Source organism: Citrobacter sp. R56, from assembly GCF_016811995.1.
Classification (GTDB): domain Bacteria; phylum Pseudomonadota; class Gammaproteobacteria; order Enterobacterales; family Enterobacteriaceae; genus Citrobacter_D; species Citrobacter_D enshiensis.
Window position 1 is genome coordinate 3,417,272 of sequence record NZ_CP069159.1, and the last position, 26,415, is coordinate 3,443,686.

General features: G+C 52.0%; 24 protein-coding genes. 13 read left to right on the forward strand and 11 right to left on the reverse strand.

Annotated elements, in window-relative coordinates; translation table 11 throughout:
* Positions 1 to 29 precede the first annotated feature (29 nt).
* Positions 30 to 848 carry an HMP-PP phosphatase gene (gene cof, locus JM656_RS16175; RefSeq protein WP_203358658.1) on the reverse strand — a complete coding sequence of 273 codons (819 nt, stop codon included), beginning with the start codon at positions 846 to 848 and terminating at the stop codon, positions 30 to 32.
* Positions 849 to 946: 98 nt separating this feature from the next.
* On the opposite strand from cof, the gene JM656_RS16180 reads away from it, so the two are divergent.
* Both JM656_RS16180 and queC read left to right on the forward strand, forming a co-directional pair.
* Positions 947 to 2,683, forward strand: a complete 1,737-nt coding sequence (locus JM656_RS16180) for an SgrR family transcriptional regulator (protein WP_203358659.1) — start codon at positions 947 to 949, stop codon at positions 2,681 to 2,683.
* Between the two features lie 26 nt (positions 2,684 to 2,709).
* Positions 2,710 to 3,405 carry a 7-cyano-7-deazaguanine synthase QueC gene (gene queC / locus JM656_RS16185; RefSeq protein WP_203358660.1) on the forward strand — a complete coding sequence of 232 codons (696 nt, stop codon included), beginning with the start codon at positions 2,710 to 2,712 and terminating at the stop codon, positions 3,403 to 3,405.
* 108 nt (positions 3,406 to 3,513) lie between these two features.
* On the opposite strand, the gene fadM is transcribed toward queC, so the two are convergent.
* The 9 genes from fadM to bolA all read right to left on the reverse strand — a co-directional run bounded on the left by fadM (position 3,514) and on the right by bolA (position 13,868).
* On the reverse strand, positions 3,514 to 3,912 hold the full coding sequence (gene fadM, locus JM656_RS16190; protein ID WP_203358661.1) for a long-chain acyl-CoA thioesterase FadM: 399 nt from the start codon (positions 3,910 to 3,912) through the stop codon (positions 3,514 to 3,516).
* 103 nt (positions 3,913 to 4,015) lie between these two features.
* On the reverse strand, positions 4,016 to 4,390 hold the full coding sequence (locus tag JM656_RS16195) for a helix-hairpin-helix domain-containing protein (RefSeq protein WP_203358662.1): 375 nt from the start codon (positions 4,388 to 4,390) through the stop codon (positions 4,016 to 4,018).
* A 145-nt stretch (positions 4,391 to 4,535) separates the two neighbouring features.
* Positions 4,536 to 6,410, reverse strand: coding sequence for a peptidylprolyl isomerase (gene ppiD / locus JM656_RS16200; RefSeq protein ID WP_203358663.1), 1,875 nt, complete (start codon positions 6,408 to 6,410; stop codon positions 4,536 to 4,538).
* A gap of 202 nt (positions 6,411 to 6,612) precedes the next feature.
* Positions 6,613 to 6,885, reverse strand: a complete 273-nt coding sequence (gene hupB, locus JM656_RS16205; RefSeq protein ID WP_003021629.1) for a nucleoid-associated protein HU-beta — start codon at positions 6,883 to 6,885, stop codon at positions 6,613 to 6,615.
* A gap of 208 nt (positions 6,886 to 7,093) precedes the next feature.
* Positions 7,094 to 9,448 (reverse strand): endopeptidase La, encoded by a 2,355-nt coding sequence (gene lon / locus JM656_RS16210; RefSeq protein ID WP_203358664.1) that lies wholly within the window; start codon positions 9,446 to 9,448, stop codon positions 7,094 to 7,096.
* A gap of 184 nt (positions 9,449 to 9,632) precedes the next feature.
* Positions 9,633 to 10,907, reverse strand: coding sequence for an ATP-dependent protease ATP-binding subunit ClpX (clpX, locus tag JM656_RS16215; RefSeq protein WP_203358665.1), 1,275 nt, complete (start codon positions 10,905 to 10,907; stop codon positions 9,633 to 9,635).
* A gap of 126 nt (positions 10,908 to 11,033) precedes the next feature.
* On the reverse strand, positions 11,034 to 11,657 hold the full coding sequence (gene clpP / locus JM656_RS16220) for an ATP-dependent Clp endopeptidase proteolytic subunit ClpP (RefSeq protein WP_003021624.1): 624 nt from the start codon (positions 11,655 to 11,657) through the stop codon (positions 11,034 to 11,036).
* A gap of 247 nt (positions 11,658 to 11,904) precedes the next feature.
* Positions 11,905 to 13,203, reverse strand: coding sequence for a trigger factor (gene tig, locus JM656_RS16225; protein WP_192611382.1), 1,299 nt, complete (start codon positions 13,201 to 13,203; stop codon positions 11,905 to 11,907).
* A gap of 347 nt (positions 13,204 to 13,550) precedes the next feature.
* Complete coding sequence (gene bolA, locus JM656_RS16230) at positions 13,551 to 13,868, reverse strand: transcriptional regulator BolA (RefSeq protein WP_192611381.1); 318 nt, start codon at positions 13,866 to 13,868, stop codon at positions 13,551 to 13,553.
* A 319-nt stretch (positions 13,869 to 14,187) separates the two neighbouring features.
* Here bolA and JM656_RS16235 point away from each other — a divergent pair, with 319 nt between their 5' ends.
* The 8 genes from JM656_RS16235 (at position 14,188) to JM656_RS16270 (ending at position 23,049) form a co-directional block, all read left to right on the forward strand.
* Positions 14,188 to 14,766: a lipoprotein gene (locus JM656_RS16235; RefSeq protein ID WP_162378947.1), complete on the forward strand. Its 579-nt coding sequence runs from the start codon at positions 14,188 to 14,190 to the stop codon at positions 14,764 to 14,766.
* A 43-nt stretch (positions 14,767 to 14,809) separates the two neighbouring features.
* On the forward strand, positions 14,810 to 16,285 hold the full coding sequence (gene ampG / locus JM656_RS16240) for a muropeptide MFS transporter AmpG (RefSeq protein ID WP_203358666.1): 1,476 nt from the start codon (positions 14,810 to 14,812) through the stop codon (positions 16,283 to 16,285).
* Positions 16,286 to 16,742: 457 nt separating this feature from the next.
* Entirely contained in the window at positions 16,743 to 17,699 is a 957-nt protein-coding gene (gene cyoA, locus JM656_RS16245; protein WP_203358667.1) for a cytochrome o ubiquinol oxidase subunit II, read from the forward strand.
* 10 nt (positions 17,700 to 17,709) lie between these two features.
* Positions 17,710 to 19,701 (forward strand): cytochrome o ubiquinol oxidase subunit I, encoded by a 1,992-nt coding sequence (gene cyoB, locus JM656_RS16250; protein WP_203358668.1) that lies wholly within the window; start codon positions 17,710 to 17,712, stop codon positions 19,699 to 19,701.
* Positions 19,691 to 20,305, forward strand: a complete 615-nt coding sequence (locus JM656_RS16255) for a cytochrome o ubiquinol oxidase subunit III (RefSeq protein WP_203358669.1) — start codon at positions 19,691 to 19,693, stop codon at positions 20,303 to 20,305. The genes cyoB and JM656_RS16255 overlap by 11 nt, the downstream gene beginning before the upstream one ends.
* Complete coding sequence (locus tag JM656_RS16260; protein ID WP_162378952.1) at positions 20,305 to 20,634, forward strand: cytochrome o ubiquinol oxidase subunit IV; 330 nt, start codon at positions 20,305 to 20,307, stop codon at positions 20,632 to 20,634. The genes JM656_RS16255 and JM656_RS16260 overlap by 1 nt, the downstream gene beginning before the upstream one ends.
* Positions 20,635 to 20,645: 11 nt before the next feature.
* Complete coding sequence (cyoE, locus tag JM656_RS16265) at positions 20,646 to 21,536, forward strand: heme o synthase (protein ID WP_162378953.1); 891 nt, start codon at positions 20,646 to 20,648, stop codon at positions 21,534 to 21,536.
* A gap of 148 nt (positions 21,537 to 21,684) precedes the next feature.
* Positions 21,685 to 23,049 carry an MFS transporter gene (locus tag JM656_RS16270; RefSeq protein WP_203358670.1) on the forward strand — a complete coding sequence of 455 codons (1,365 nt, stop codon included), beginning with the start codon at positions 21,685 to 21,687 and terminating at the stop codon, positions 23,047 to 23,049.
* Positions 23,050 to 23,147: 98 nt separating this feature from the next.
* Here the strand turns inward: JM656_RS16270 and JM656_RS16275 are convergent, their stop codons facing one another.
* Positions 23,148 to 23,639: a YajQ family cyclic di-GMP-binding protein gene (locus JM656_RS16275; RefSeq protein ID WP_203358671.1), complete on the reverse strand. Its 492-nt coding sequence runs from the start codon at positions 23,637 to 23,639 to the stop codon at positions 23,148 to 23,150.
* 113 nt (positions 23,640 to 23,752) lie between these two features.
* Between JM656_RS16275 and panE the strand changes: the two genes are divergently transcribed.
* From panE to JM656_RS16290, 3 genes are read left to right on the forward strand one after another with little or no spacing between them, the layout of a single operon-like run.
* Positions 23,753 to 24,664: a 2-dehydropantoate 2-reductase gene (panE, locus tag JM656_RS16280; RefSeq protein ID WP_203358672.1), complete on the forward strand. Its 912-nt coding sequence runs from the start codon at positions 23,753 to 23,755 to the stop codon at positions 24,662 to 24,664.
* Entirely contained in the window at positions 24,627 to 25,217 is a 591-nt protein-coding gene (gene yajL / locus JM656_RS16285; protein ID WP_203358673.1) for a protein deglycase YajL, read from the forward strand. Before panE ends, yajL begins: the two co-directional genes overlap by 38 nt.
* 49 nt (positions 25,218 to 25,266) lie before the next feature.
* Entirely contained in the window at positions 25,267 to 26,346 is a 1,080-nt protein-coding gene (locus JM656_RS16290; protein ID WP_203358674.1) for a hypothetical protein, read from the forward strand.
* Positions 26,347 to 26,415: the final 69 nt, after the last annotated feature.

Sequence of the window (26,415 nt, forward strand, 5' to 3'; positions counted from 1 at the left end):
TTCATGTCTGGCTTGCTGGAAGGGATCTCTCATTCGGGGGAATAAGGTAGATGTGGATTATCCAGCCAATGCGTTAAATAGTGAGAGACAGCCTGATTACGGCAATGCCCAATCACCGATAAATGCGGTAGTTCGGCAATCAGTTGCGGCATGGCGTTACCCATGATCAAACCGCGTCCGACGCTCCCCAGCATTTCACGATCGTTCATGGCATCGCCAAACGCCATACATTCAGCCAGGGTAAAACCCAGATGATTGCTCAGTACCGTCATGGCGGCGCCTTTATTGCAGCCTAACGGTAACACTTCCAGGCAATCGACTGCGGAAAAACAGAGGTTTGCCCGCTCGCCCAGCGCGTCGTTCAATTGAATACCAAGCCGGATCAGATCATCGTGATCGCCACAGAAACAGATCTTCGTCACCTCGTGGGCCGGGATCCGTTTGACATCCACTATCTGATACCGAAATCCGCTGTAGACGTGCGCATGCAATATCGACGGGATTTCCTGTCCGGTAAACCAGCCATTGTCATTGAAAATATGCATGCTGGCCTGCGTGTCCCACGCCTGATGCAGCACAATATCCGCGATGGCCGGGTCAAGATCCTGGCGATGCAACACTTCGCCCTCCAGCGAATGAACGCGCGTACCGTTACCGGTGATCAGGAAGGCTTCCAGCGAAAACGAGCCCAAAATATGCTGCATCTCCAGTACATGTCGACCCGTCGCAAAGGTCAGGGTAATGTCGCGTTCGCGCAACCGAGCCAGTGTTGAAAGGGTTTCATCGCCCAAATGGTGGTTTGGCATCAGTAGCGTGCCATCCATATCAAATGCTGCCAGACGAGCCATCTCTTTCTCCACTCTGTGACACGATTAACTTGTGGTTCAGTATCACCTGAGATATACGGAAGTAATAGTGAATAGATAAAAGGAATTGTTCCGGGTTTATGCGACTTCTCAATCGACTCAAACAATACCAGCGCCTCTGGCAACCTTCCGCCGGTGAACCTCAGTTTGTTACCGTGAGCGAACTGGCAGAACGCTGTTTTTGTAGCGAACGTCATGTGCGGACACTGCTTTGCCAGTCGCAGGACGCAGGATGGCTGACGTGGGAGTCGCAGTCCGGGCGTGGAAAACGCGGGCAACTCCGTTTTTTGGTCACGCCGGAATCATTGCGCAATTCCATGATGGAGCAAGCGCTGGAGAAAGGGCAGCAACTCAATGTGCTGGAGCTGGCGCAACTGGCGCCGGGCGAACTGCGCACAATGTTGCAACCGTTTATGGGCGGGCAATGGCAAAACGATACGCCGACGCTACGTATTCCCTATTATCGTCCTCTTGATCCGCTCCATCCTGGATTCCTCCCCGGGCGCGCGGAACAACATCTTGCCGGGCAGATTTTCTCCGGATTAACCCGCTTCGACAGTCATAATCAGCGTCCTTGCGGAGACCTGGCACATCACTGGGATGTCTCCCCCGATGGGTTACGCTGGGATTTTTATATTCGCTCGACACTTTACTGGCACAATGGCGATGTGGTGGCAACCTCGCAGCTACATGAACGGCTACTGATGCTGCTCAACCTCCCGGCGCTCAATAAGTTGTTCATTAGCGTGAAGCGTATTGAGATTAGCCACCCGCAATGCCTGACGTTCATTCTGCATCGACCTGATTACTGGCTGGCGCACCGCCTGGCGAGCTACTGCAGCCATCTGGCGCATCCACAGCAACCGCTGGTCGGTACCGGCCCTTTCCGGCTGGCGTTATTTACGCCGGAGCTGGTCCGCCTTGAAAGTCACGATCATTATCATCGGAGCCACCCGCTGCTTAAGGCGGTTGAATACTGGATAACACCGCAACTTTTCGCACAAGACCTGGGGACCAGTTGCCGACACCCGGTACAGATTGCGATCGGGAAACGAGAAGAGCTGACCACGCTCACTCAGGTAAGTAGCGGTATCAGCCTCGGATTTTGCTATTTAACACTCAAGAAAGGGCCGAGGCTGAGCGTGCAACAGGCGAGAAGATTGGTGGATATCATTCATCACACATCGCTCCTGCAAACACTGCCTGTTGATGAAAATTTGATTACGCCAAGCCAGGCGTTGCTGCCCGACTGGACCATGCCCCAGTGGGAAAGCCTGGATGAGGTAGAACTGCCGGAAAGGCTCACGCTGGTCTACCATCTGCCCGTTGAGCTGCATACCATGGCAGAACAGCTCAAGCACTATCTGGCCACGCTCGGCTGTGAATTAACGATTATTTTTCATAACGCTAAGAACTGGGACAACAGCGCTATTCTGGCAGATGCCGATTTGATGATGGGCGACCGACTCATTGGCGAAGCGCCAGAGTACACGCTTGAGCAATGGCTACGCTGCGATCAGCTCTGGCCGTATGTCTTAGACGCTCCCGCCTTTTCCCATCTACAGGCAACGCTTGATGCGCTACAGATTCAGCCCGACGAAAGAGATCGTTATGCTGCACTTGCGCAGGTGTTCGCAAACCTGATGAATGATGCCACGCTCACACCGCTCTTCAATTATCACTATCGCATTAGCGCGCCACCGGGCGTTAATGGGGTCCGACTAAACGCACGAGGCTGGTTTGACTTCACCGAAGCATGGCTGCCTCCCCCTCGTCATGAAGAAGCTGGTCGGCGTCCCCCTCAGACGCTACCATAGCGTTTTATCATTTTTCAGGATAAGCCATGAAACGTGCCGTCGTAGTATTCAGTGGGGGTCAGGACTCCACAACCTGCCTGGCGCAAGCACTACATCAATATGATGAAGTCCATTGCGTCACCTTTGATTATGGTCAGCGCCATCGCGCTGAGATTGATGTCGCACGTGACCTGGCCTTAAAACTCGGCGCCCGTTCGCACAAAGTGCTCGATGTCACTCTACTGAACGAACTGGCGATCAGCAGCCTGACTCACGACAACATTCCGGTGCCGGACTACGAACCGGATGCGGATGGCATTCCCAACACCTTCGTGCCAGGGCGCAATATCCTGTTTTTGACGCTGGCGGCCATCTACGCCTACCAGGTAAAGGCCGAGGCGGTGATCACCGGTGTTTGTGAAACGGATTTCTCCGGTTATCCCGATTGCCGCGATGAATTTGTCAAAGCGCTAAATCACGCGGTTAGCCTGGGGATGGCAAAGGATATCCGCTTTGAAACGCCGTTGATGTGGATTGATAAAGCCGAAACCTGGGCGCTGGCCGATTACTGGGGCAAACTGGATCTCGTACGTCAGGAGACGTTGACCTGCTATAACGGGATCAAAGGCGACGGCTGTGGGCACTGTGCCGCCTGTACCCTGCGAGCAAACGGACTGACCCATTATCTGGCAGATAAACCTGCAGTAATGGCGGCGATGAAGCAGAAAACCGGACTGAAGTAATTTCGGTCGATTTTGCCAGGTGACAGTTTAAACACCTTATCCGGCCTACTCGTTACGCAAGATGAACATGTAGGCCTGATAAGCGCAGCGCCATCAGGCAATAAGACGTTACTTCACCATCTGCTCCAGTTTTTCGCGTAACTCCCCCTCCAACGGCAGCGCTTTCTGCGTTTTCAAATCAATACACACAAACGTAATCTGCGCATCCACCACGACTTGTCCTTCTGGCTCCAACGTGATGACCTGACTTAACACACCGCTCTTACCGTTGATTTGCTGCACCTGACTGGTCACGGTCAGCAGGTCACTCAGCACCGCCGGGCGACGGTAGTTAATATTGATGTTTACCACCACAAAAGCGATGTTATGAGCCGTCATCCACTGGAAGCTGTCACTGTTTTCCAGGCCGTCCCAGCGCGCCTCTTCCAGAAACTCAAGATAGCGGGCATTGTTGACATGTTGATAGACATCGAGATGATAACCACGGACTTTAATCTGTGTTTGCATAGCGCAGAAACCTTAGTTTGTTTTTATGGGTAAGATGACTGTATAGAGGCCACAACTGGTATGACCTCTATAGCATGGCAAATTTTTGCCACTACGCAAGTTATTAAAGTGTTAAAACTGCCAGGTTACGTTCCACCAGCGAACTCCCCATCCCAGGTACCTGTTTTAAATCATCAACGGTTTTAAACGGGCCGTACTCTTCCCGGTAGCTGACGATGGCCTGCGCCTTTTTCAACCCAACGCCATTCATTGCCCGCGCTAATTCCTCTGCTGAAGCGGTATTGATACTCACCCGGGTACCCTCTTCATCACTGGCTTTCGCAGGGACTGACGCTTTAGTTTTCGCCGTAGCAGGTGCCTCAGCCTTAGTTTGTACTGCCGGATTTTTTGCCGCTGACTCAGCGGCCAGCGCACTGCCTGTCACGCCAGTACAGGTCAGGGACAGCGCTACCAGCAAAGTTTTGATTCCACGTTTCATACTGTTTCTCCTTGTTTATTAACAGCGAAGCCACGATAACGGGGCGAAGAATCAGGAACAAATGGCAAATATCAGAAATGGAAAAGGCCGCGAAAGCGGCCTTTGGGGATTACAACTTTTTGCAAATTTTTGCGAAGCGTCTCGATTACTGCTGCTGTTCCAGCGCATCACCCACTTTAATTTTCGCCGCTTTACGCAGGTTACTCATCAGTGCTTCAAAGACAATTTGCGCGTTGTTCTGGGTGATCCCCTGAACCATCGCTTTTTTCTGTTCTTCCGGCATTGAACCCGCTTTCACAGCATCCAGCGCCAGCAGAACCACGTTACCCTGCATGTCATTGGCAACACCATAGACGGGCTTGTCTTTCGCAGGCAGGCTCAGACCAAATGCAGCCTGACTCACCGGATCCTGAGCCGTACGGCTCAGGGTTTTAGACTCACCAAAGCTCAGACCAGCCGCTTTCATCGCCTCATCACCTTTACCGGCTTTCAGGTCAACCAGCAGTTTGTCCGCATCCAGTTTCGCCTGTTGCACCGCTTTGTTATGCTTAACCAGTGCAGTCACCTGGTCTTTCACTTCAGCCAGCGGTTTAACCGCTTCTGCTTTGTGCTCGGCAACACGCAGTACGAAGGCACGATCGCCATCAACGGTGATGATGTCGGAGTTGTTACCCGGCGTACCGTTCTGCCCCACCAGACCACCATTAAAGATCGCATCAGAAACCGGTTTGAAATTCAGTTCTTCCGGTAAGCTGTCGCGGTTGAACCAGCCTGTCTCAACGGCTTTCATACCAGCGGCCTGTTCTGCGCCCGCCAGAGATTCATTGTCATTGCTCGCCGCATCGCTCACTTTCTGCTGCAACGCATAGTACGCATCCAGCGCTTTTTCTTGCTTCACTTTCGCGGCAATGTCGGCACGCGCTTCGCTCAGCGGTTTGACTTTTGCAGGCTGGACGTCATCCAGACGCGCTACCAGATAACCGACAGACGACTTGATGACGCCGGACAGCTGGCCTTTTTCTTTCAGGCCGGCATTTTTCAGCTCATCCGGGGTCGTGGCGTCTTCCAGCCATCCCATATCGCCGCCGTTACGGGCCGAAATGATGTCAGCGGATTTCTCTTTCGCCAGGGCGGCAAAATCACCGCCTTTGTTCAGTGCATCCAGTACTGCTTTCGCGTCATCTTCCGTTTTGGTCTGAATGATGCTGTAACGGTTACGCTGCGGCTGAGTGAACTGATCCTGGTGCTGGTCATAATACGCCTGGATATCGGCATCGCTAGCCGTCTCCTGCATCGCCGCGGCATCCAGCTTGATGTAGCTCACGCGGAACTGCTCCGGCATCATAAAGCTATTTTTATTCTGCTCGTAGTAGCTGGAAACTTCCTGATCGGTAACCTGCTGCTTCGCCGCCAGGGCATTCACATCGATCGTCGCTTCACGAACGACACGCTGCTGGGCAACCAATTCCGCCAGTTCGTCAGTTTCGCCCTTCAGCATAAACTCGGTGCCTGCAACGCCGTTGATCACCTGTTGCGTCGTCAGTTGGTTACGCAGCGCCTGCGCGTACTGATCGGCCGTCATTCCCATCTTGTTAACGATCGCGTTATAGCGGTTGTTATCAAATTTACCGTCGACCTGGAAAGCTGGCGTTGCGAAGATAGCCTGCTTGACCTGCTCATCGCTGATGTTCAGTTTGAGTTCGCGAGAATACTGGTCCAGCAGCGCTTCGTCGATAAGACGGTTCAGCGTCTGCTGACGCAGCGTTTTCATGTAGCTTTCGTTCGCCGCCAGTTCAGAGAACTGATCGCCTAACTGTTGCTGCATGCGGTTGCGTTCATTGTTAAACGCATTCTCAAACTGCCCACGGCTGATTTCCTGGCCATTCACTTTTGCGGCGTAGTTATCGCTTCCGCCAATCAGGTAACCACTCACGCCGGTCAAAATGAACGACACGATAATGATACCGAAAATAATCTTGAGCACGAGACTGTTAGCAGCCGTGCGTAAGCTGTCCATCATGGTGTAACCACACTCCGCTGTAGGTGATGTAAAACCTCACGCAGCATAGCGTTTCCAGAACGCTGCGCGGAAAGGCCTATTGTGACAAGAAACGGGGGCAATTGTCAGCCCACAACGTGTAGAAAGTCCCGGATCACAAATAAAAAAGGCACATCTGATGATGCGCCCTTGTACTTTGTCACATCCCCTGGGGGGATCACTCTTAGTTTACCGCGTCTTTCAGCGCTTTACCTGCACGGAAACCCGGCACTTTAGCAGCAGCGATGGTGATCTCTTTACCTGTTTGCGGGTTGCGACCAGTACGGGCAGCACGCTCTTTAACAGCAAAAGTACCAAAACCTACCAGTGCAACATCATCCCCTTCTTTCAGAGATTCAGTAACAGAAGCAATAATTGCATCTAACGCACGTCCAGCCGCAGCCTTAGAGATATCAGCCCCTGCAGCAATTTTGTCGATCAGTTGAGATTTATTCACTCTTCTCTTCCTCTTTATAATTTATATCGCACCTGAATCCTTCAAAGTGCGACCGCGCAGCAGTTATATCAGGCCTGCCATGCCCTTACAACACCCGTTAATGATGGCAAGCCTAATTCAGCATCTAAGTTAGCGATACAAAAAAAGGCTGGCAAGCCCGAAATGGCCTGCCAGCCCTGTTTTTATTAGCGCTCTTTGCGCGAGGTCACTATTTTGCGGTTACAACTTGTATTCCAGAGGGTTCATTTTGCAGCGCAAGCGCCAGAACTTCCTCAATACGTTTCACCGGGTGAATATCAAGATCCGCAATGACGTTGTCCGGAATCTCTTCCAGGTCACGTTTATTTTCGTCAGGAATTAACACTGTCTTGATCCCGCCACGGTGTGCAGCCAGCAGTTTTTCTTTCAAACCACCGATAGGCAGCACCTGACCACGCAGGGTGATCTCACCGGTCATTGCCACATCAGCGCGAACCGGGTTACCGGTCAGACAGGAAACCAGGGCTGTACACATCGCAATACCGGCACTCGGACCGTCTTTCGGGGTCGCGCCTTCTGGTACGTGAACGTGGATATCGCGTTTCTCGTAAAAGTCCGGATTAATACCCAGTTTTTCCGCACGCGCACGCACCACCGTCAACGCAGCCTGAATGGACTCCTGCATGACTTCGCCCAGAGAACCCGTATAGGTGAGTTTCCCTTTACCCGGTACACAGGCCGTTTCGATGGTCAGCAGATCACCGCCCACTTCCGTCCACGCCAGACCCGTCACCTGACCCACGCGATTTTCGCTGTCCGCACGACCATAGTCGAAGCGCTGCACACCGAGGTAATCGTGCAGGTTATCGCCATTGATCTCAATGTGTTTCAGTGACTTATCCAGCAGCAACTGCTTAACGGCTTTACGGCACAGTTTGGAGATTTCACGCTCCAGGCTACGCACGCCCGCTTCACGGGTGTAATAACGAATAATGCCAATAATGGCGCTATCGTCGACCGTCAGCTCGCCTTTTTTCAGTGCGTTACGTTCAATTTGCTTCGGCAGCAGGTGACGCTTCGCAATGTTCAGCTTCTCGTCTTCGGTATAACCGGACAGACGGATCACTTCCATACGATCCAGCAGCGGTGCCGGAATGTTCATGGAGTTAGAGGTCGCGACAAACATCACGTCACTGAGATCGTAGTCCACTTCCAGGTAGTGATCGCTGAACGCCACGTTCTGCTCAGGATCCAGAACCTCAAGCAGTGCGGAAGCAGGATCGCCACGCATGTCAGACGACATTTTGTCGATCTCATCAAGCAGGAACAGCGGGTTTTTAACCCCCACTTTCGCCATTTTCTGGATCAGTTTGCCCGGCATAGAACCGATGTACGTACGACGGTGACCGCGAATTTCGGCTTCATCACGCACGCCGCCCAGCGCCATACGGATGTATTTGCGACCGGTCGCTTTCGCAATAGACTGACCCAGAGAGGTTTTACCTACCCCCGGCGGTCCAACCAGACACAGGATTGGTCCCTTGATTTTGTTCACACGGCTCTGTACCGCGAGGTATTCAAGGATGCGGTCTTTCACTCGCTCCAGACCGTAATGATCGGTATCGAGGATTTCTTGCGCCTGACGCAGATCTTTTTTGACCTTGCTACGCGCATTCCACGGTACCTGCACCATCCAGTCGATGTAACCGCGCACCACGGTCGCTTCTGCCGACATCGGAGACATCATTTTCAGCTTCTGCAATTCTGCTTCCGCTTTCTCTTTTGCCTCTTTCGGCATTTTCGCCGCGTCGATTTTGCGTTTCAGCGCTTCGTTTTCATCCGGCGCGTCGTCCATTTCGCCGAGTTCTTTCTGAATGGCTTTCATTTGCTCGTTCAGATAGTACTCGCGCTGGGATTTCTCCATCTGCTTTTTCACACGGTTGCGAATACGCTTCTCAACCTGCAGCAGATCGATTTCGGACTCCATCATCGCCATCAGATATTCCAGACGTTCGTTGACGTCGGACATTTCCAGCACAGATTGCTTGTCTGCCAGTTTAAGCGGCATGTGCGCAGCGATGGTGTCGGCCAGGCGGGCAGGATCGTCAATGCTATTGAGCGATGTCAGCACTTCTGGCGGAATTTTTTTGTTCAGCTTGATGTAGCCTTCGAACTGGCTAATCGCGGTGCGTACCAGCACTTCCTGCTCGCGCTCGTCAATGGCTGGCGACTCGAGGTACTCTGCCTTCGCAGAGAAATGCTCGCCATTGTCCGACAGGGCAGAAATACGCGCGCGCTGTAACCCCTCGACCAGAACCTTTACGGTACCGTCAGGGAGTTTCAACATTTGCAAAATAGAGGCCACGGTCCCGACGGTGAAAAGATCGTTTACACCCGGCTCATCCGTTGATGCTTCTTTCTGGGCGACCAGCATGATTTTTTTATCATGGTCCATGGCCGCTTCCAGACAACGGATAGATTTTTCCCGCCCTACAAATAAGGGTATGACCATGTGCGGATAAACCACCACATCGCGCAACGGCAATACGGGGATTTCAATGCGTTCAGAACGCTCAGGATTCATAGAGCTCTCTCTTAGTTTAGTGTCCGCCAGGTAATCTGGTTATGTGACTGTGTTTCACACGACCATTAACATGTAAGCAGTATATGGGGATGTTTCCCACACATTCAACGGCGTGTTTACAGGAAAAATAAAAGGGGGGATAAAATCCCCCCTTTTTGATTAACTGATTGTATGAAATGGCTAATTATTCGCCAGATGCTTGCTGCGCTTCTGGCTTACCATAAATCAGCAACGGCTTGCTCTGGCCGCCGATGACGGACTCATCGATCACCACTTTTTCAACATCTTCCATTGAAGGCAGATCGTACATTGTGTCGAGCAGAGCGGCTTCTACGATAGAACGCAGACCACGCGCCCCCGTTTTACGCGCCATCGCTTTACGGGCAATAGCGTCCAGCGCTTCATCACGGAACTCTAAATCCACGCCTTCGAGATTAAACAGCGCCTGATACTGCTTGGTCAGCGCGTTTTTCGGCTCTTTCAGAATTTGGATCAGCGCTTCTTCGCTCAGTTCGTTCAGCGTTGCGACCACAGGCAAACGACCAATGAACTCAGGGATCAGACCGAATTTGATCAGATCTTCTGGCTCAACCTGCGACAGCAGTTCGCCTTCGCTGGCCTTATCAGATTTCGCTTTTACCGTCGCGCCAAAACCAATGCCTGACCCGGTCTCCACACGATGCGAGATAACTTTATCCAGCCCCGCAAACGCACCGCCACAGATAAACAGAATCTTAGAGGTATCAACCTGCAAGAATTCCTGCTGCGGGTGTTTACGACCGCCCTGCGGCGGAACTGCGGCAACCGTCCCTTCGATCAGTTTCAACAGTGCCTGCTGTACACCTTCACCGGAAACATCACGGGTAATAGACGGGTTGTCTGATTTACGGGAAATCTTGTCGATTTCATCGATGTAGACAATACCGCGCTGTGCTTTCTGCACGTCGTAGTCGCATTTCTGCAACAGTTTCTGAATGATGTTCTCAACATCCTCACCCACATAACCCGCTTCGGTCAGGGTGGTGGCGTCGGCCATGGTGAACGGTACGTCCAACAGGCGTGCCAGCGTTTCGGCCAGCAACGTTTTCCCGGAACCCGTTGGACCAATCAGCAGAATGTTACTTTTGCCCAACTCGATGCCATTGCTGGTATCGCCGTTGCGCAGACGTTTGTAATGGTTGTATACCGCGACCGCCAACACTTTTTTCGCCTGCTCCTGGCCGATAACATAATCGTCCAGGTGATTGCGAATTTCATGCGGCGTCGGCAGCGCACTACGCTCACGGTGCGGTGCCACTTCCTTAATCTCTTCGCGAATGATGTCGTTACATAAATCAACACATTCGTCGCAGATATACACGGATGGACCGGCGATCAGCTTACGCACTTCATGCTGGCTTTTGCCGCAAAAAGAGCAGTACAACAATTTGCCCGAGCCATCTTTGCGTTTATCTGTCATGAGTCAAAACCTCTTCTTTGTTCTTTGTGCCGCACACGACGACGCAAATGCCATTCTCAGGCGCAAGTCGCTTGTCTGCGTTGTGCCGCCCTTAGATATTATAGCGGCACACTTGCGCCCTGGGCATCAATTACGATGGGTCAAAATCGAGTCGACTAATCCATACTCCACCGCTTCAGAAGCGGAGAGGAAGCGATCACGCTCAGTATCACGTTCAATCTGCTCAAGAGATTGACCCGTATGGTGCGCCATAAGTTCATTCATGCGCCCTTTCACTTTCAGAATTTCACGGGCATGAATTTCAATATCCGTCGCCTGGCCCTGGTAACCGCCCAGAGGCTGGTGGATCATGACGCGAGAATTCGGCAGGCAGAAACGTTTACCTTTTGCGCCTGCCGTCAGCAAGAACGCCCCCATTGAGGCAGCCTGGCCCATACAAATGGTGCTGACGTCCGGCTTAATGAACTGCATGGTGTCATAGATAGACATCCCTGCGGTAATCACCCCGCCAGGGGAGTTGATGTAAAGATAGATATCTTTTTCCGGGTTTTCCGCTTCCAGGAACAGCATCTGCGCCACAATCAGGTTAGCCATGTGGTCTTCAACCTGGCCGGTCAGGAAAATGACACGTTCCTTAAGTAGACGAGAATAGATATCAAAAGAGCGCTCACCACGTGAGGTCTGTTCAATGACCATCGGCACCAGCGCCATATGGGGTGCAAAGTTATCTCGTTCGCCGCTGTATGACATTTCCGTCTCCTGGATAAAAAATGAAAAAACCTGCTGTACCGATTGTAACCTTATGGACGGATTATCAGCTAGTCCCTCTGTTATGGGTACGGCATCGCCATAATTCAAGCATAACAATCTTTTGTTGTAACGCTAACACTGAAACGCTGTTTTCGCACTCTTCCCATGCAAAATGCGTGACAAAAAAAAACCCGCCACCGGGCGGTGACGGGCTTTTGTGCGAATTTCGTGCTACTTAAGCAACGAATTACGCCTGCTGGTTCATCAGCTCGTTGAAGGAAGTGGCTTTTTCAGTCACTTTCGCTTTCGCCAGAACGGCTTCAACAGCTTGTTCTTCCAGAGCGACGTTACGCATGTTGTCCATCAGCTCTTTGTTTTTGCTGTAGAACTCAACAACTTCTGTCGGATCTTCGTAAGCGGAAGCCATCTCTTCGATCAGGCCTTTAACACGCTCTTCGTCAGCTTTCAGCTCGTTGGTACGAATCACTTCGCCCAGCAGCAGGCCAACAACAACGCGGCGCTTAGCCTGTTCTTCGAACAGTTCACGCGGCAGTTCCAGAGCTTGTTTCTCGTTGCCACCGAAGCGCTGAGCAGCCTGACGACGCAGAACGTCGATTTCGCTGTCGATCAGTGCAGCAGGAACGTCGATGTCATTCGCTTTTACCAGACCTTCGATAGCCTGAGATTTAACACGGTTACGTACCGCGCCTTTCAGCTCGCGATCCATGTTTTTACGAACTTCAGCACGCAGACCTTCTACGGAACCATCTTCAACGCCGAAACGTTTGATGAATTCTGCAGTCAGTTCCGGCAGCTCACGCTCTTCAACTTTTTTCAGGTTGATAACGAATTTAGCCGCTTTACCTTTCAGGTTTTCAGCGTGGTATTCTTCCGGGAAGGTCACGTCGATGGTGAACTCTTCGCCTGCTTTGTGACCTTTGATACCGTCTTCGAAGCCCGGGATCATACGACCCTGGCCCATTGCCAGTACGAAGTCAGTCGCTTTGCCGCCTTCGAATTCTTCACCGTCTACAGAACCGGTGAAATCGACAGTAACACGGTCTTCTGCATCAACAGCGCCGTCTTTATCTTTCCAGGTCGCCTGCTGCTTACGCAGAGTATCCAGCATCACGTCAACGTCAGCGTCAGTCACTTCAACAACCGGTTTTTCAACTTCGATTGCGTCCAGACCTGTCAGCTCAACTTCCGGATAGACTTCAAATTCTACCGCGTAGGTGAAGTCTTCACCCAGCTTGTATTCGCCCGGAACATAGTTCGGAGCACCAGCCGGGTTGATTTTTTCTTTGATGATCGCGTCAACGAAGTGACGGCTCATCAGATCACCCAGAACGTCCTGGCGAACAGAAGCGCCATAACGCTGAGCAACAACATTCATCGGTACTTTGCCCTTACGGAAGCCGTCAATACGTACTTTCTTCGCAACGTTGACCAGCTCGCTTTTCACAGCGGTCTCGATGCTGTCAGCAGCGATTGTAATCGTTACACGGCGGCCAAGGCCTTGAGTGGTTTCAACTGAAACTTGCATCTTGTTACCTCAAAAAATCACAGTGCTCGGTCAACTCTACTCCGCAAGCACAGGTTGTTAGCTTAGCGGAACTGGGATGTTCTCTTAATCAATCACATTCCCTGTCGTCAGAATCATCCCGAAGACATTCCGAAAAATAAGACGCCGCATTATAGCGGCATCACTTTTATGAGTCGAGAACGGTTATCGCGCGTTGCTGCGGCTTTTTTCACAATTCCCGGCTAATTTTTGTCTGAATACTGTACTGCCCGTTCAAAATTCAGACAAAACAAAACGGCCCGCAGGCCGTTTTCACATAATCTGTAGCAACATACTGGAAAAGCGTCAGTTGTTGCAAATGCGTTTTTCTACGCGATGCTTCCCGCTCCACGACAAGGAGGCGACGCGAATATCGTATCCTGCAATCCTTCCCACTCCTTAATGGTGTAGGTATGCAGCGCCAGCGCATGTACGGTTGTGGAGAGTTCCGCCGTTAACGTACCGTAAATCATCCGATGACGATTAAGAAAACGTTCGCCAATGAAGCGATCGCTGACCAGCACAACTTTAAAATGGCTTTCAGAGCCTGCCGGAACATTGTGACGATAGCTTTCATCCACAACTTCAAGGAACACGGGTTGGAACGTTGTCCTTAATTTTTCTTCTATTTGCTCACGTATCATCATGAAATATCTCCTCCGACAACGCTGAGATGTCACCCATCCCTTTAAATACTAGCCGCTTTTACCGCTTCCATTACACTCTTACAACAAAAATTTAGCGTTCGTCTGATTTTCTCATTCAAACGTATGAAGTTTACTGACTTATCTGCCCAATCGGGGGCCAAAAACCGGGGTATTGTGCCTTGAGGGTCAGAAAACCGACAACGCAATGAATTTACATGCGTTGAGCTCTTCCCCTCGCCGTTGGCGATGTTATGATGGCGTGAATTTTTTCTATCACGCTTAATTTCTATTACGCTTAAGAGTCACTGAGAGTTCGAACATGTTAAAAAAAATCCTCTTTCCGTTAGTTGCTCTGGTTATGCTGGCAGGATGCGCAACACCGCCAACAACGATTGATGTCTCTCCCAAAATTTCCCTGCCGCAGCAGGACCCGAGTCTGATGGGAGTTACCGTCAGCATTAACGGTGCCGATCAGCGTCCGGATCAGGCGCTGGCAAAAGTGACCCGCGACAACCAAATGGTTACCCTGACCGCGTCTCGCGATCTGCGTTTCTTGCTGCAAGAAGTTCTGGAAAAACAGATGACCGCGCGTGGCTACATGGTGGGACCGAACGGTCCGGTTAACCTGCAAATCATTGTTAGCCAACTGTACGCCGATGTGTCTCAGGGCAGCGTCCGCTACAACATCGCGACCAAAGCTGACATCGCTATCATCGCGACCGCGGCAAACGGGAACAAGATGACCAAAAACTACCGTGCCAGCTACTCTGTCGAAGGCGCACTGCAGGCCTCTAACAAAAATATCGCTGACGCGGTTAACAGCGTGCTGACCGACACTATCGCTGATATGTCTCAGGACACCAGCGTTCACGATTTCATTAAGCAGAACGCACGTTAATTTCTGCCCTCAGGCCCGGCATACGCCGGGCCCGTAGAAGCCCATGTCCAGTCACTATTTACGTATATTTCAGCAACCGCGTTCCGCTATCCTGTTGATTCTGGGGTTCGCTTCCGGTTTACCTCTCGCGCTGACGTCAGGCACACTTCAGGCCTGGATGACCGTTGAGAACATCGATCTTAAAACCATTGGTTTCTTTTCCTTAGTGGGACAGGCCTACGTTTTTAAGTTTCTCTGGTCGCCCATTATGGACCGCTACACGCCGCCTTTTTTAGGCCGTCGTCGCGGCTGGCTGCTCACCACACAGTTTCTGTTGCTGATTTCAATTGCGGCAATGGGTTTCCTGGAACCCGGAACGCAATTGCGCTGGATGGCCGCGCTGGCGGTCGTTATCGCCTTCTGCTCGGCGTCGCAGGATATTGTTTTTGATGCCTGGAAAACCGATGTGTTACCCGCTGAGGATCGCGGGACTGGCGCAGCGATCAGCGTGTTAGGTTATCGCCTGGGAATGTTGGTTTCCGGTGGACTGGCCCTCTGGATGGCCGACCGCTGGCTCGGCTGGCAAGGCATGTACTGGCTGATGGCGGCCTTACTGCTCCCCTGCATTATTGCCACACTGCTCGCCCCTGAACCCGCCGATAGCATCCCGGTACCCAAAACGCTGGAACAGGCGGTCGCAGCGCCATTGCGCGACTTTTTTGGTCGCAACAATGCCTGGCTGATTTTGCTGCTCATCGTGCTGTATAAACTGGGCGATGCCTTCGCCATGAGCCTGACCACCACCTTTTTGATTCGCGGCGTCGGTTTTGACGCTGGTGAAGTTGGCGTGGTGAATAAAACGCTGGGATTGCTGGCTACCATTGTCGGTGCGCTTTACGGCGGAGTTCTGATGCAACGTCTTTCGCTGTTCCGCGCGTTATTGATCTTCGGCATGCTTCAGGGCGCGTCAAACGCCGGGTATTGGTTACTGTCTGTCACCGATAAGCACATGTTCAGCATGGGCGCGGCCGTGTTTTTCGAAAACCTGTGTGGCGGTATGGGGACGGCAGCATTTGTCGCGCTGCTCATGACTCTGTGCAACAAATCATTTTCCGCTACTCAATTTGCCCTTCTCTCCGCGCTCTCTGCGGTAGGCCGCGTCTATGTCGGCCCCGTCGCGGGCTGGTTTGTAGAGGCCCACGGCTGGCCAACGTTCTATCTCTTTTCCGTCGTCGCCGCCGTTCCAGGGCTACTGCTACTGCTGGTTTGTCGTCAAACGCTGGAACACAGTTGGGAAAGCGAAGGCTTTATTCCACGAACGGAATTTCGCAGAGCCTATAGCCTGGCTTTGCTCACGCTGACAACAGGCTGTTGCTTACTGGTTGTGTGGCTGCTGTTGCTGACAATGAATGCTGCAGATTACACCAATTTCTCGTTCCTGCCTGCGATGCTGGAAACGGGCGTTGTGGTCGCCGTGTGCGGCATTGTGTTCGGCGGATTGCTCGATTATCTGGCGCTACGGAAAACACGCTTGCTGTAAAGAAAATGTTATTTGCCGTTGTAATAACCTGCCGTAATTATAACGGTCAAATAACCACCAGTTGATAAAAATTATATTTGTTCTTTTGTGCTCAATAGAATTTGGAAATTATTGACAATTTCACCGCCCCCTATTTTCCTTACACGATTCAGCCGATGAGTATTTAATTTTCCGTTTTTTAATTGTCCAGTTATTGATAATGGATTGTTAATTAATTGTTTTATTTTAACATTGGTTATACCAATTGCCCTCCCTGACTCATCGGATCACCCACTTTCGTTATAACGTCATGTTGCAACAGGTTCTTAAAGTCAATTCAACACCCCGTGCAACATATGTGACACGTGCGGCAGAACCCGGTAACACAGATCCATTGATGTTTACAGTAATGTAACCTTCCCGTAAAATGCCCACACACTTTAAACGCCACCCGGTCCCGTGGAATTGAGGTCGTTAAATGAGACTCAGGAAATACAATAAAAGTTTGGGATGGTTGTCATTAATTGCAGGCACTGCATTACTCAGTGGCTGTAATTCTGCGCTGCTTGACCCTAAAGGACAGATTGGACTGGAACAACGTTCATTGATACTGACGGCATTTGGCCTGATGTTGATTGTCGTTATTCCCGCCATCTTGATGGCTGTTGGTTTCGCCTGGAAGTACCGTGCGAGCAATAAAGATGCGAAGTACAGCCCGAACTGGTCACACTCCAATAAAGTGGAAGCTGTGGTCTGGACGGTGCCTATCTTAATCATCATCTTCCTTGCCGTACTGACCTGGAAAACCACTCACGCTCTTGAGCCAAGCAAACCGCTGGCGCATGACGAGAAGCCGATTACCATTGAAGTGGTTTCCATGGACTGGAAATGGTTCTTCATCTACCCGGAACAAGGCATTGCAACCGTAAATGAAATCGCCTTCCCGGCGAACACTCCGGTTGAGTTCAAAGTGACCTCCAACTCCGTGATGAACTCCTTCTTTATCCCGCGTCTGGGTAGCCAGATCTATGCCATGGCCGGTATGCAAACGCGTTTGCATCTGATCGCCAACGAAGTCGGTACTTATGATGGTATCTCCGCAAGCTACAGCGGACCAGGCTTCTCCGGCATGAAGTTCAAGGCTATCGCAACAAAGGACCGCGCCGAATTCGATCAATGGGTTGCTAAAGCGAAACAGTCTTCGAACACCATGAATGACATGGCAGCGTTCGATAAAGTGGCTGCACCAAGCGAATACAACCAGGTGGAATATTTCTCCACTGTGAAACCGGATTTGTTTAAAGACGTTATTAACAAATTCATGGCTCACGGTAAGAGTATGGACATGACCCACCCTTCAGCCGAGCACAGCTCACATGAAGGAATGGAAGGCATGGACATGAGCCACGCGGAATCCGCCCATTCAGGGGGTTGAGGAAGATACGATGTTAGGAAAATTAACACTGGATGCAGTCCCGTTCCATGAACCTATCGTCATGGTTACGATCGCTGCCATTATCATCGGTGGGGCGGCCTTACTGGGCCTCATTACTTACTTCGGTAAGTGGACCTATCTGTGGAAAGAGTGGCTAACTTCGGTTGACCACAAACGCCTTGGCATCATGTATGTCATCGTCGCAATCGTCATGCTGCTGCGTGGCTTTGCGGATGCGGTCATGATGCGTAGTCAGCAGGCGCTGGCCTCGGCCGGGGAAGCAGGCTTCCTGCCGCCTCACCACTACGACCAGATCTTCACGGCGCACGGCGTGATCATGATCTTCTTCGTGGCAATGCCATTTGTTATCGGTCTGATGAACCTGGTGGTTCCGCTGCAGATTGGCGCACGTGACGTTGCCTTCCCGTTCCTGAACAACCTGAGCTTCTGGTTCACCGTTGTCGGTGTCATTCTGGTTAACCTGTCTCTGGGCGTCGGTGAGTTCGCACAGACCGGTTGGCTGGCGTATCCGCCGCTTTCAGGAATAGAGTACAGTCCAAGTGTCGGGGTAGATTACTGGATCTGGAGTCTCCAGCTCTCCGGTATCGGTACGACGCTGACCGGTATCAACTTCTTCGTGACGATTCTGAAGATGCGTGCGCCGGGCATGACCATGTTCAAGATGCCGGTATTTACCTGGGCATCGCTGTGTGCGAACGTACTGATCATCGCCTCGTTCCCTATTCTGACAGTCACCATCGCGCTGCTGACCCTGGATCGCTATCTGGGCACCCATTTCTTTACCAACGATATGGGCGGCAACATGATGATGTACATCAACCTGATATGGGCCTGGGGCCATCCGGAAGTGTACATTCTGATTCTGCCAGTGTTTGGGGTGTTCTCTGAAGTCGCAGCAACCTTCTCGCGTAAGCGCCTGTTTGGTTACACCTCACTGGTGTGGGCAACCGTGTGTATTACCGTGCTGTCGTTCATCGTCTGGCTGCACCACTTCTTCACCATGGGTGCGGGTGCGAACGTAAACGCCTTCTTCGGTATCACCACGATGATTATCGCCATCCCGACCGGGGTGAAGATTTTCAACTGGCTGTTCACCATGTACCAGGGGCGTATCGTATTCCACTCCGCGATGCTTTGGACCATCGGTTTTATCGTCACCTTCTCTGTGGGTGGTATGACCGGTGTTCTGCTGGCGGTTCCGGGTGCCGACTTCGTTCTGCATAACAGCCTGTTCCTGATTGCCCACTTCCACAACGTTATCATTGGTGGCGTGGTCTTCGGTTGCTTCGCGGGTATGACTTACTGGTGGCCAAAAGCGTTTGGCTACACGTTGAACGAAACCTGGGGTAAACGCGCATTCTGGTGTTGGATCATCGGCTTCTTCGTGGCATTTATGCCGCTGTACGTGCTGGGCTTCATGGGGATGACCCGTCGCCTCAGCCAGCAGATTGACCCACAGTTCCACACCATGCTGATGATTGCCGCCTGCGGCGCCGCGCTGATTGCGCTGGGTATTCTGTGTCTGGTCATCCAGATCTACGTTTCTATTCGCGACCGCGACCAGAACCGTGACCTGACAGGCGATCCATGGGGTGGCCGTACGCTGGAGTGGGCAACCTCTTCCCCGCCTCCGTTCTATAACTTTGCCGTTGTGCCGCACGTTCACGAGCGTGATGCATTCTGGGAAATGAAAGAAAAAGGCGAAGCGTACAAACAGCCTACGCACTATGAAGAAATTCATATGCCGAAAAACAGCGGTGCGGGCATTGTCATTGCCGCCTTCGCAACCCTCTTCGGTTTCGCCATGATCTGGCATATCTGGTGGCTGGCGATTGCAAGCTTCGCAGGCATGATCATCAGCTGGATTGTGAAAAGCTTTGACGAGGACGTGGACTACTACGTACCAGTCCCGGAAGTCGAAAAACTGGAAAATCAGCATTTCGATGAGATTTCTAAGGCAGGGCTGAAAAATGGCAACTGATACTTTAGCGCACGCGACTGCCCACGCGCACGAACACGGGCACCACGATGCAGGCCAGACCAAAATCTTCGGATTTTGGATCTACCTGATGAGCGACTGCATTCTGTTCTCTATTCTGTTTGCAACCTATGCCGTTCTGGTGAACGGCACTGCAGGTGGCCCAACAGGTAAGGACATTTTTGAACTGCCGTTCGTTCTGGTAGAAACGTTCCTGCTGTTATTCAGCTCCATCACCTACGGCATGGCGGCGATCGCCATGTACAAAAACAACAAGAGTCAGGTCATCTCCTGGCTGATGCTGACCTGGCTGTTTGGCGCAGGCTTCATCGGGATGGAAATCTATGAATTCCATCACCTGGTTGTTGAAGGTATGGGTCCGGATCGCAGCGGCTTCCTGTCTGCGTTCTTCGCGCTGGTCGGTACGCACGGTCTGCACGTCACTTCCGGTCTTATCTGGATGGCGGTGCTGATGGTGCAAATCGCCCGTCGCGGCCTGACCAGCACTAACCGTACCCGCATCATGTGCCTGAGCCTGTTCTGGCACTTCCTGGATGTGGTGTGGATCTGTGTGTTCACTGTTGTTTATCTGATGGGGGCGATGTAATGAGTCATTCTACCGAACACAGCGGCGCGTCCCATGGCAGCGTAAAAACCTACATGACAGGGTTTATCCTGTCGATCATCCTGACGGTCATTCCGTTCTGGATGGTGATGACGGGTTCTGCCTCTCCAGCCGTAATTCTGGGGACGATTCTTGCGATGGCAGTGGTACAGATTCTGGTGCATCTGGTGTGCTTCCTGCACATGAACACCAAATCTGATGAAGGCTGGAACATGACGGCTTTCGTCTTTACCGTGTTGATCATCGCCATCCTGGTTGTGGGCTCCATCTGGATTATGTGGAACCTCAACTACAACATGATGATGCACTAAGAGCGGCGAGTATGATGTTTAAGCAATACCTGCAAGTAACGAAACCAGGCATCATCTTTGGCAACCTGATCTCGGTGATTGGGGGGTTCCTGCTGGCCTCAAAAGGCAGCATCGATTACCCCCTGTTTATCTACACGCTGATCGGTGTGTCACTGGTTGTGGCGTCGGGTTGTGTATTTAACAACTACATCGACAGGGATATCGACAGGAAGATGGAAAGGACCAAGAATCGGGTGCTGGTAAAAGGCCTGATCTCTCCTAACGTCTCGCTGGTGTACGCCACCCTGCTGGGTATTGCTGGCTTCATGCTGCTGTGGTTTGGCGCTAACCCTCTGGCCTGCTGGCTGGGGGTGATGGGCTTCGTGGTGTATGTTGGCGTCTATAGCCTGTACATGAAACGCCACTCCGTTTACGGCACGCTGATTGGCTCTCTCTCCGGCGCTGCGCCGCCGGTGATTGGCTACTGCGCCGTAACGGGTGAGTTCGACAGCGGCGCATTGATTCTGCTGGCGATCTTTAGCCTGTGGCAAATGCCGCACTCCTATGCCATCGCGATTTTCCGCTTTAAGGATTATCAGGCAGCCAATATCCCGGTTCTGCCGGTGGTCAAAGGTATTTCGGTCGCGAAAAACCACATCACGCTGTACATCGTGGCGTTTGCTATCGCCACCCTGATGCTGACCCTTGGCGGCTACGCAGGTTACAAATACCTGATCGTCGCAGCGGCAGTAAGCGTCTGGTGGCTTGGCATGGCGCTGCGCGGTTACAAAGTGGAAGATGATAAAGTCTGGGCGCGCAAGCTCTTCGGCTTCTCCATCATCGCCATTACCGCGCTCTCCGTGATGATGTCCGTCGACTTTATGGTGCCGAATTCGCAAAACCTGCTAACGTATGCCTGGTAAGTAAAACATCGCACAAAAAGGGCGCTCCGGCGCCCTTTTTTATTCACATCGCAAATTAATTAGGCACGTAATATTTTCTCATTAACCGCGTATTTACCCCGCTGGCGTACCGCTTTACACTAGTCGCGAATTGTATACAGAGGTGGGAATGAACGATTACAAAATGACGCCAGGCGAGTTGCGCGCCACCTGGGGTTTAGGGACCGTATTTTCTTTGCGCATGCTCGGCATGTTTATGGTCCTGCCTGTTCTGACCACTTACGGTATGGCGCTACAAGGTGCCAGCGAAGCCTTGATTGGACTTGCCATCGGCATTTACGGGCTGGCGCAAGCCGTTTTCCAGATCCCCTTCGGATTGCTCTCTGACCGTATTGGTCGCAAGCCGCTTATTGTCGGCGGCCTGGCGGTGTTTGTCGCCGGTAGCGTGATCGCCGCCCTCTCCCACTCTATTTGGGGAATCATTCTGGGGCGTGCGCTGCAAGGGTCCGGTGCCATCGCCGCCGCCGTCATGGCGCTGTTATCGGATTTAACCCGCGAGCAAAATCGCACCAAAGCGATGGCGTTTATTGGCGTCAGTTTTGGTATTACCTTCGCCATTGCGATGGTGCTCGGGCCAGTCATCACCCACGCCCTGGGGCTGAATGCCCTGTTCTGGATGATTGCGGTACTGGCCACACTCGGTATTATTCTGACTGTCTGGGTGGTGCCGAACAGTACTAACCATGTGCTGAACCGCGAATCCGGGATGGTAAAAGGCAGTTTCAGCAAGGTACTGGCCGAACCCAAACTGCTAAAGCTCAACTTCGGCATTATGTGCCTGCACATCCTGTTGATGTCTACCTTCGTTGCCCTCCCCGGTCAACTCACCGCCGCAGGTTTTCCCGCCGCCGAGCACTGGAAGATTTACCTGGTCACCATGTTGATCTCTTTTGGTTCCGTGGTGCCCTTCATTATTTATGCGGAAGTAAAACGCAAGATGAAGCGGGTGTTTCTGTGGTGCGTGGCGCTGATCCTGATAGCGGAAATTGTGCTGTGGGGAGCGGATGTCCATTTCTGGGGACTGATTGCCGGGGTTCAGCTTTTCTTCCTCGCCTTCAACCTGATGGAAGCCCTCCTTCCTTCGCTTATCAGCAAAGAGTCCCCCGCCGGTTATAAAGGAACCGCAATGGGCGTCTACTCCACCAGCCAGTTCCTGGGCGTGGCGATTGGCGGTTCGTTGGGCGGCTGGGTCGATGGGATGTTTGACGGTCAGGCAGTGTTTCTGGCGGGGGTCGTGCTGACGGCCGTGTGGCTGGCGGTTGCCAGTACCATGAAAGAACCGCCGTATGTCAGCAGCTTACGCGTCGAAATTCCAGCGGATGTTGCCGCTGATGACGCCCTCAAACAGCGCCTGATGGCAAAAGAGGGGGTGAGTGAAGTGCTGATTGTGGCGAGCGAACATTCCGCCTACGTGAAGATCGACAGCAAAATCACCAATCGGTTTGAGGTTGAGCAAACCATCAAACCCGCGTAATTCTTCATTACGCCGGATGGCGGCGTTCAGCCTTACCGGGCCTACACATTACGTTGATATTGTAGGCCTTAATGCTGTGCGCCATCCGGCATGACCACTTAGTCGCGGAAGTTTTTAAACTGGAACGGCTGCCCCAGATCGCCGCCGCGCACCAGCGCCATCACGGACTGCAGATCGTCACGTGCCTTACCGGTCACACGAATTTCCTCGCCCTGAATCTGCGTCTGCACTTTCAGCTTGCTGTCTTTAATCAGCTTGACGATTTTCTTCTGCACGGCGCTTTCAATGCCCTGTTTCAGCTTCGCTTCAACAAACCAGGTTTTACCGCTGTGGACGAAGGTTTCCGGTACGTCCAGAGACGTCCCTTCAATGCCGCGTTTCAGCAGCTTGGCACGCAAAATATCCAGCAACTGATTGACCTGAAAATCAGATTCGCTCAGGACTTTGATCGTCTTATTCGCCTCGTTCAGCTCAAAAGTGGCCTCAACGCCCCGAAAATCAAAGCGTGACTCAACTTCGCGGCTCGCATTATCGACTGCGTTACGCGCTTCCTGAAGATCAACTTCAGACACAATATCGAAAGATGGCATCTTTTCCTCTCCCTCTGTTTTTGATGCGAAGCATAATACCTGCAAAGTTCCCTGACAGACAGCGCTATACTATGTGGAAGAACGCCCGGTGCTGTTGCGGGTGAGGAGGAAGAATGAAAATAACCGTATTGGGATGCGGAGCCTTAGGGCAACTTTGGCTTACAGCGCTGTGCAAACATGGACATGAAGTACAAGGCTGGCTGCGGGTGCCGCAACCTTATTGCAGCGTGAACCTGATCGAGACCGATGGTTCGATTTTTAATGAATCCCTGACGGCGAACGACCCCGATTTTCTCGCGAAAAGCGATCTGTTGCTGGTGACACTCAAAGCCTGGCAAGTCTCGGACGCCGTGAAAGGGCTTGCGGCAATTCTGCCGGTGACCACACCGATTCTGTTGATTCACAATGGAATGGGTACGATTGAAGAACTGCAAAGCATTTCTCAACCGCTGCTGATGGGCACCACCACTCATGCCGCAAGGCGCGATGGCAACATTATTATCCACGTAGCCAATGGGACAACGCGCATTGGTCCAGCGCGTGAACAGGATGGTGATTACAGTTACCTCGCCGATCTCCTGCAGAACGTGCTACCTGATGTTGCCTGGCACAACAATATTCGTACTGAAATGTGGCGCAAACTGGCCGTGAACTGCGTGATAAATCCGCTCACCGCCCTGTGGAACTGCCCAAATGGCGAACTGCGGCAACACCCTGAACAAATCATGCTGATCTGTCAGGAGGTGGCGGCGGTTATCGAGCGTGAAGGGCACCATACCTCGGTGGATGATTTACGCTATTATGTTGAGCAAGTGATTGACAGTACGGCACAAAACATCTCATCCATGCTGCAGGATATTCGTGCTCTGCGCCATACCGAGATCGATTACATTACCGGCTACTTATTAAAACGCGCCCGCGCGCATGGTATTGCCGTTACGGAAAACGCCCGTCTGTTTGAAATGATAAAGCGAAAGGAAAGTGAGTATGAGCGCTCAAGCACTGGTATGTCTCGCCCCTGGTAGTGAAGAGACCGAAGCGGTTACAACTATCGATCTCCTGGTTCGTGGCGGTATTCAGGTCACTACGGCGAGCGTGGCCAGCGACGGCTCCCTGACCATCGTCTGTTCGCGTGGTGTGAAGCTGCTCGCGGACGCGCCTCTGGTGGAAGTGGCTGACGGCGATTTCGACATTATTGTGTTACCGGGCGGTATAAAAGGCGCCGAATGTTTTCGCGACAGCCCGTTGCTGGTTGAAACGGTCAAACAGTTCCATCGCTCCGGACGTATCGTCGCGGCAATCTGCGCGGCGGCGGCAACGGTACTGGTTCCGCACAATATCTTCCCGCTCGGTAATATGACCGGATTCCCCGCGCTGAAAGATAAAATCCCGGCTGAACAGTGGCAGGACAAACGTGTAGTTTGGGACCCGCGCGTTAACCTGTTGACCAGTCAGGGGCCAGGGACATCTATCGACTTTGGCCTGAAAATCATTGACCTGCTGGTCGGGCGCGAAAAGGCCCATCAGGTCGCGTCACAGTTAGTTATGGCGGCAGGCATTTATAACTACTACGAGTAATTTCAAGGCCACTTCAGCGGCCGGCTTAATCTTAATAAAGGAATAACAGATGAAGGGATGTCTGACCGGAGTGGCTTTATGGTTGTATTCTGGCTGCGTGATGGCGACGCAGTTAGACATTAAGAACCTCAGCTTCAACTATCCTGAGAGCACGGAAATTCAGTATCGTCTCCCCTGGTTCACCTCAGCGGATAACCCACAAGCCGCAAAACGCATCAACGATTTTATCTTCTCCCGTTTTCTGAACCAGTTGCCGGGTAACGATCCGCAGGCCACGTTGAATAAACTGGCAAAAAGCGGCATTGATGCCACCGCCAATCTGGACTACACCGTCGAATATCGTGACAGCAAAATACTGACATTAAACCTTTTTGTGGAAGGCTGCGGCGCCTATTGCGAGTCTTACAATGTTCCACTGAGCTTCGATCTAGCGAGCGGTGCAAATATCACCCTCGACGATCTGTTTTCCCCGGCCACCATTGCCCAGTTAAACACCCGCGTCAGAAAAGATATTCGCTCCCAGATAACCACCTTTGTTGATAAGCATAAGTCCGAGTCGGCAGAGCAAATCAAAGCGGAAAAAGGCGAAGATTTTAATTACGAAGAGTTCTATGCCTCATGCGCGACGTATGAGGGCGGGCTGTACTATGTTGATAATTTCTCGCTCCAGAAAGGCGATCTCGTCTTCATTAATGGACGTTGCAGCAACCATGCAAGCCGCGCGATGGATGAGCTCGGTGATTTCACGACGAAAATCGCCGCCGCAACGTTACACGACCAACTGACCCCCTACGGGAAGTCACTGACTTCCGGTAACAGTGAAAAAACCCTCTCCCCTGCCCCCTCGCTTAACGGCAAGTTAGTCTACGGCACGTTGGGAAAAAGTATGCGCATCGTGATGAATATCACCTGTAATGAAGCATCGGCCAGCGGAGCCTACTTTTATGAAAAATACGGCTCACCTATCGAACTTACCGGTAAATGCGGTACGGAGAATGCTCAGCACTATGAGCTGAGAACGAGTATTTCTGCTGAAACCGAAGAGAAGATCACGCTGGATTTAAAAGAGGGTGTCTATCAGGGTGTCTGGGAATCGAATGGGAAAACGCTCCCCATTCGCTTTGAATAACAGTGTCAGATTGCCGGATGACGGCGTAATACTTCGTCATCCGGCCTGCAAAAATACTGCGTTCGAAGA

Coding starts and splice junctions, on each gene's coding strand:
- cyoB (WP_203358668.1), top strand. CDS start 17,710: ATGTTAGGAAAATTAACACTGGATGCAGTCCCGTTCCATGAACCTATC.
- JM656_RS16235 (WP_162378947.1), top strand. CDS start 14,188: ATGTTAAAAAAAATCCTCTTTCCGTTAGTTGCTCTGGTTATGCTGGCA.
- cyoE (WP_162378953.1), top strand. CDS start 20,646: ATGATGTTTAAGCAATACCTGCAAGTAACGAAACCAGGCATCATCTTT.
- JM656_RS16275 (WP_203358671.1), bottom strand. CDS start 23,639: ATGCCATCTTTCGATATTGTGTCTGAAGTTGATCTTCAGGAAGCGCGT.
- JM656_RS16260 (WP_162378952.1), top strand. CDS start 20,305: ATGAGTCATTCTACCGAACACAGCGGCGCGTCCCATGGCAGCGTAAAA.
- JM656_RS16195 (WP_203358662.1), bottom strand. CDS start 4,390: ATGAAACGTGGAATCAAAACTTTGCTGGTAGCGCTGTCCCTGACCTGT.
- clpX (WP_203358665.1), bottom strand. CDS start 10,907: ATGACAGATAAACGCAAAGATGGCTCGGGCAAATTGTTGTACTGCTCT.
- ampG (WP_203358666.1), top strand. CDS start 14,810: ATGTCCAGTCACTATTTACGTATATTTCAGCAACCGCGTTCCGCTATC.
- JM656_RS16290 (WP_203358674.1), top strand. CDS start 25,267: ATGAAGGGATGTCTGACCGGAGTGGCTTTATGGTTGTATTCTGGCTGC.
- bolA (WP_192611381.1), bottom strand. CDS start 13,868: ATGATGATACGTGAGCAAATAGAAGAAAAATTAAGGACAACGTTCCAA.
- panE (WP_203358672.1), top strand. CDS start 23,753: ATGAAAATAACCGTATTGGGATGCGGAGCCTTAGGGCAACTTTGGCTT.
- cof (WP_203358658.1), bottom strand. CDS start 848: ATGGCTCGTCTGGCAGCATTTGATATGGATGGCACGCTACTGATGCCA.
- yajL (WP_203358673.1), top strand. CDS start 24,627: ATGAGCGCTCAAGCACTGGTATGTCTCGCCCCTGGTAGTGAAGAGACC.
- JM656_RS16180 (WP_203358659.1), top strand. CDS start 947: ATGCGACTTCTCAATCGACTCAAACAATACCAGCGCCTCTGGCAACCT.
- lon (WP_203358664.1), bottom strand. CDS start 9,448: ATGAATCCTGAGCGTTCTGAACGCATTGAAATCCCCGTATTGCCGTTG.
- cyoA (WP_203358667.1), top strand. CDS start 16,743: ATGAGACTCAGGAAATACAATAAAAGTTTGGGATGGTTGTCATTAATT.
- JM656_RS16270 (WP_203358670.1), top strand. CDS start 21,685: ATGAACGATTACAAAATGACGCCAGGCGAGTTGCGCGCCACCTGGGGT.
- clpP (WP_003021624.1), bottom strand. CDS start 11,657: ATGTCATACAGCGGCGAACGAGATAACTTTGCACCCCATATGGCGCTG.
- fadM (WP_203358661.1), bottom strand. CDS start 3,912: ATGCAAACACAGATTAAAGTCCGTGGTTATCATCTCGATGTCTATCAA.
- queC (WP_203358660.1), top strand. CDS start 2,710: ATGAAACGTGCCGTCGTAGTATTCAGTGGGGGTCAGGACTCCACAACC.
- ppiD (WP_203358663.1), bottom strand. CDS start 6,410: ATGATGGACAGCTTACGCACGGCTGCTAACAGTCTCGTGCTCAAGATT.
- tig (WP_192611382.1), bottom strand. CDS start 13,203: ATGCAAGTTTCAGTTGAAACCACTCAAGGCCTTGGCCGCCGTGTAACG.
- JM656_RS16255 (WP_203358669.1), top strand. CDS start 19,691: ATGGCAACTGATACTTTAGCGCACGCGACTGCCCACGCGCACGAACAC.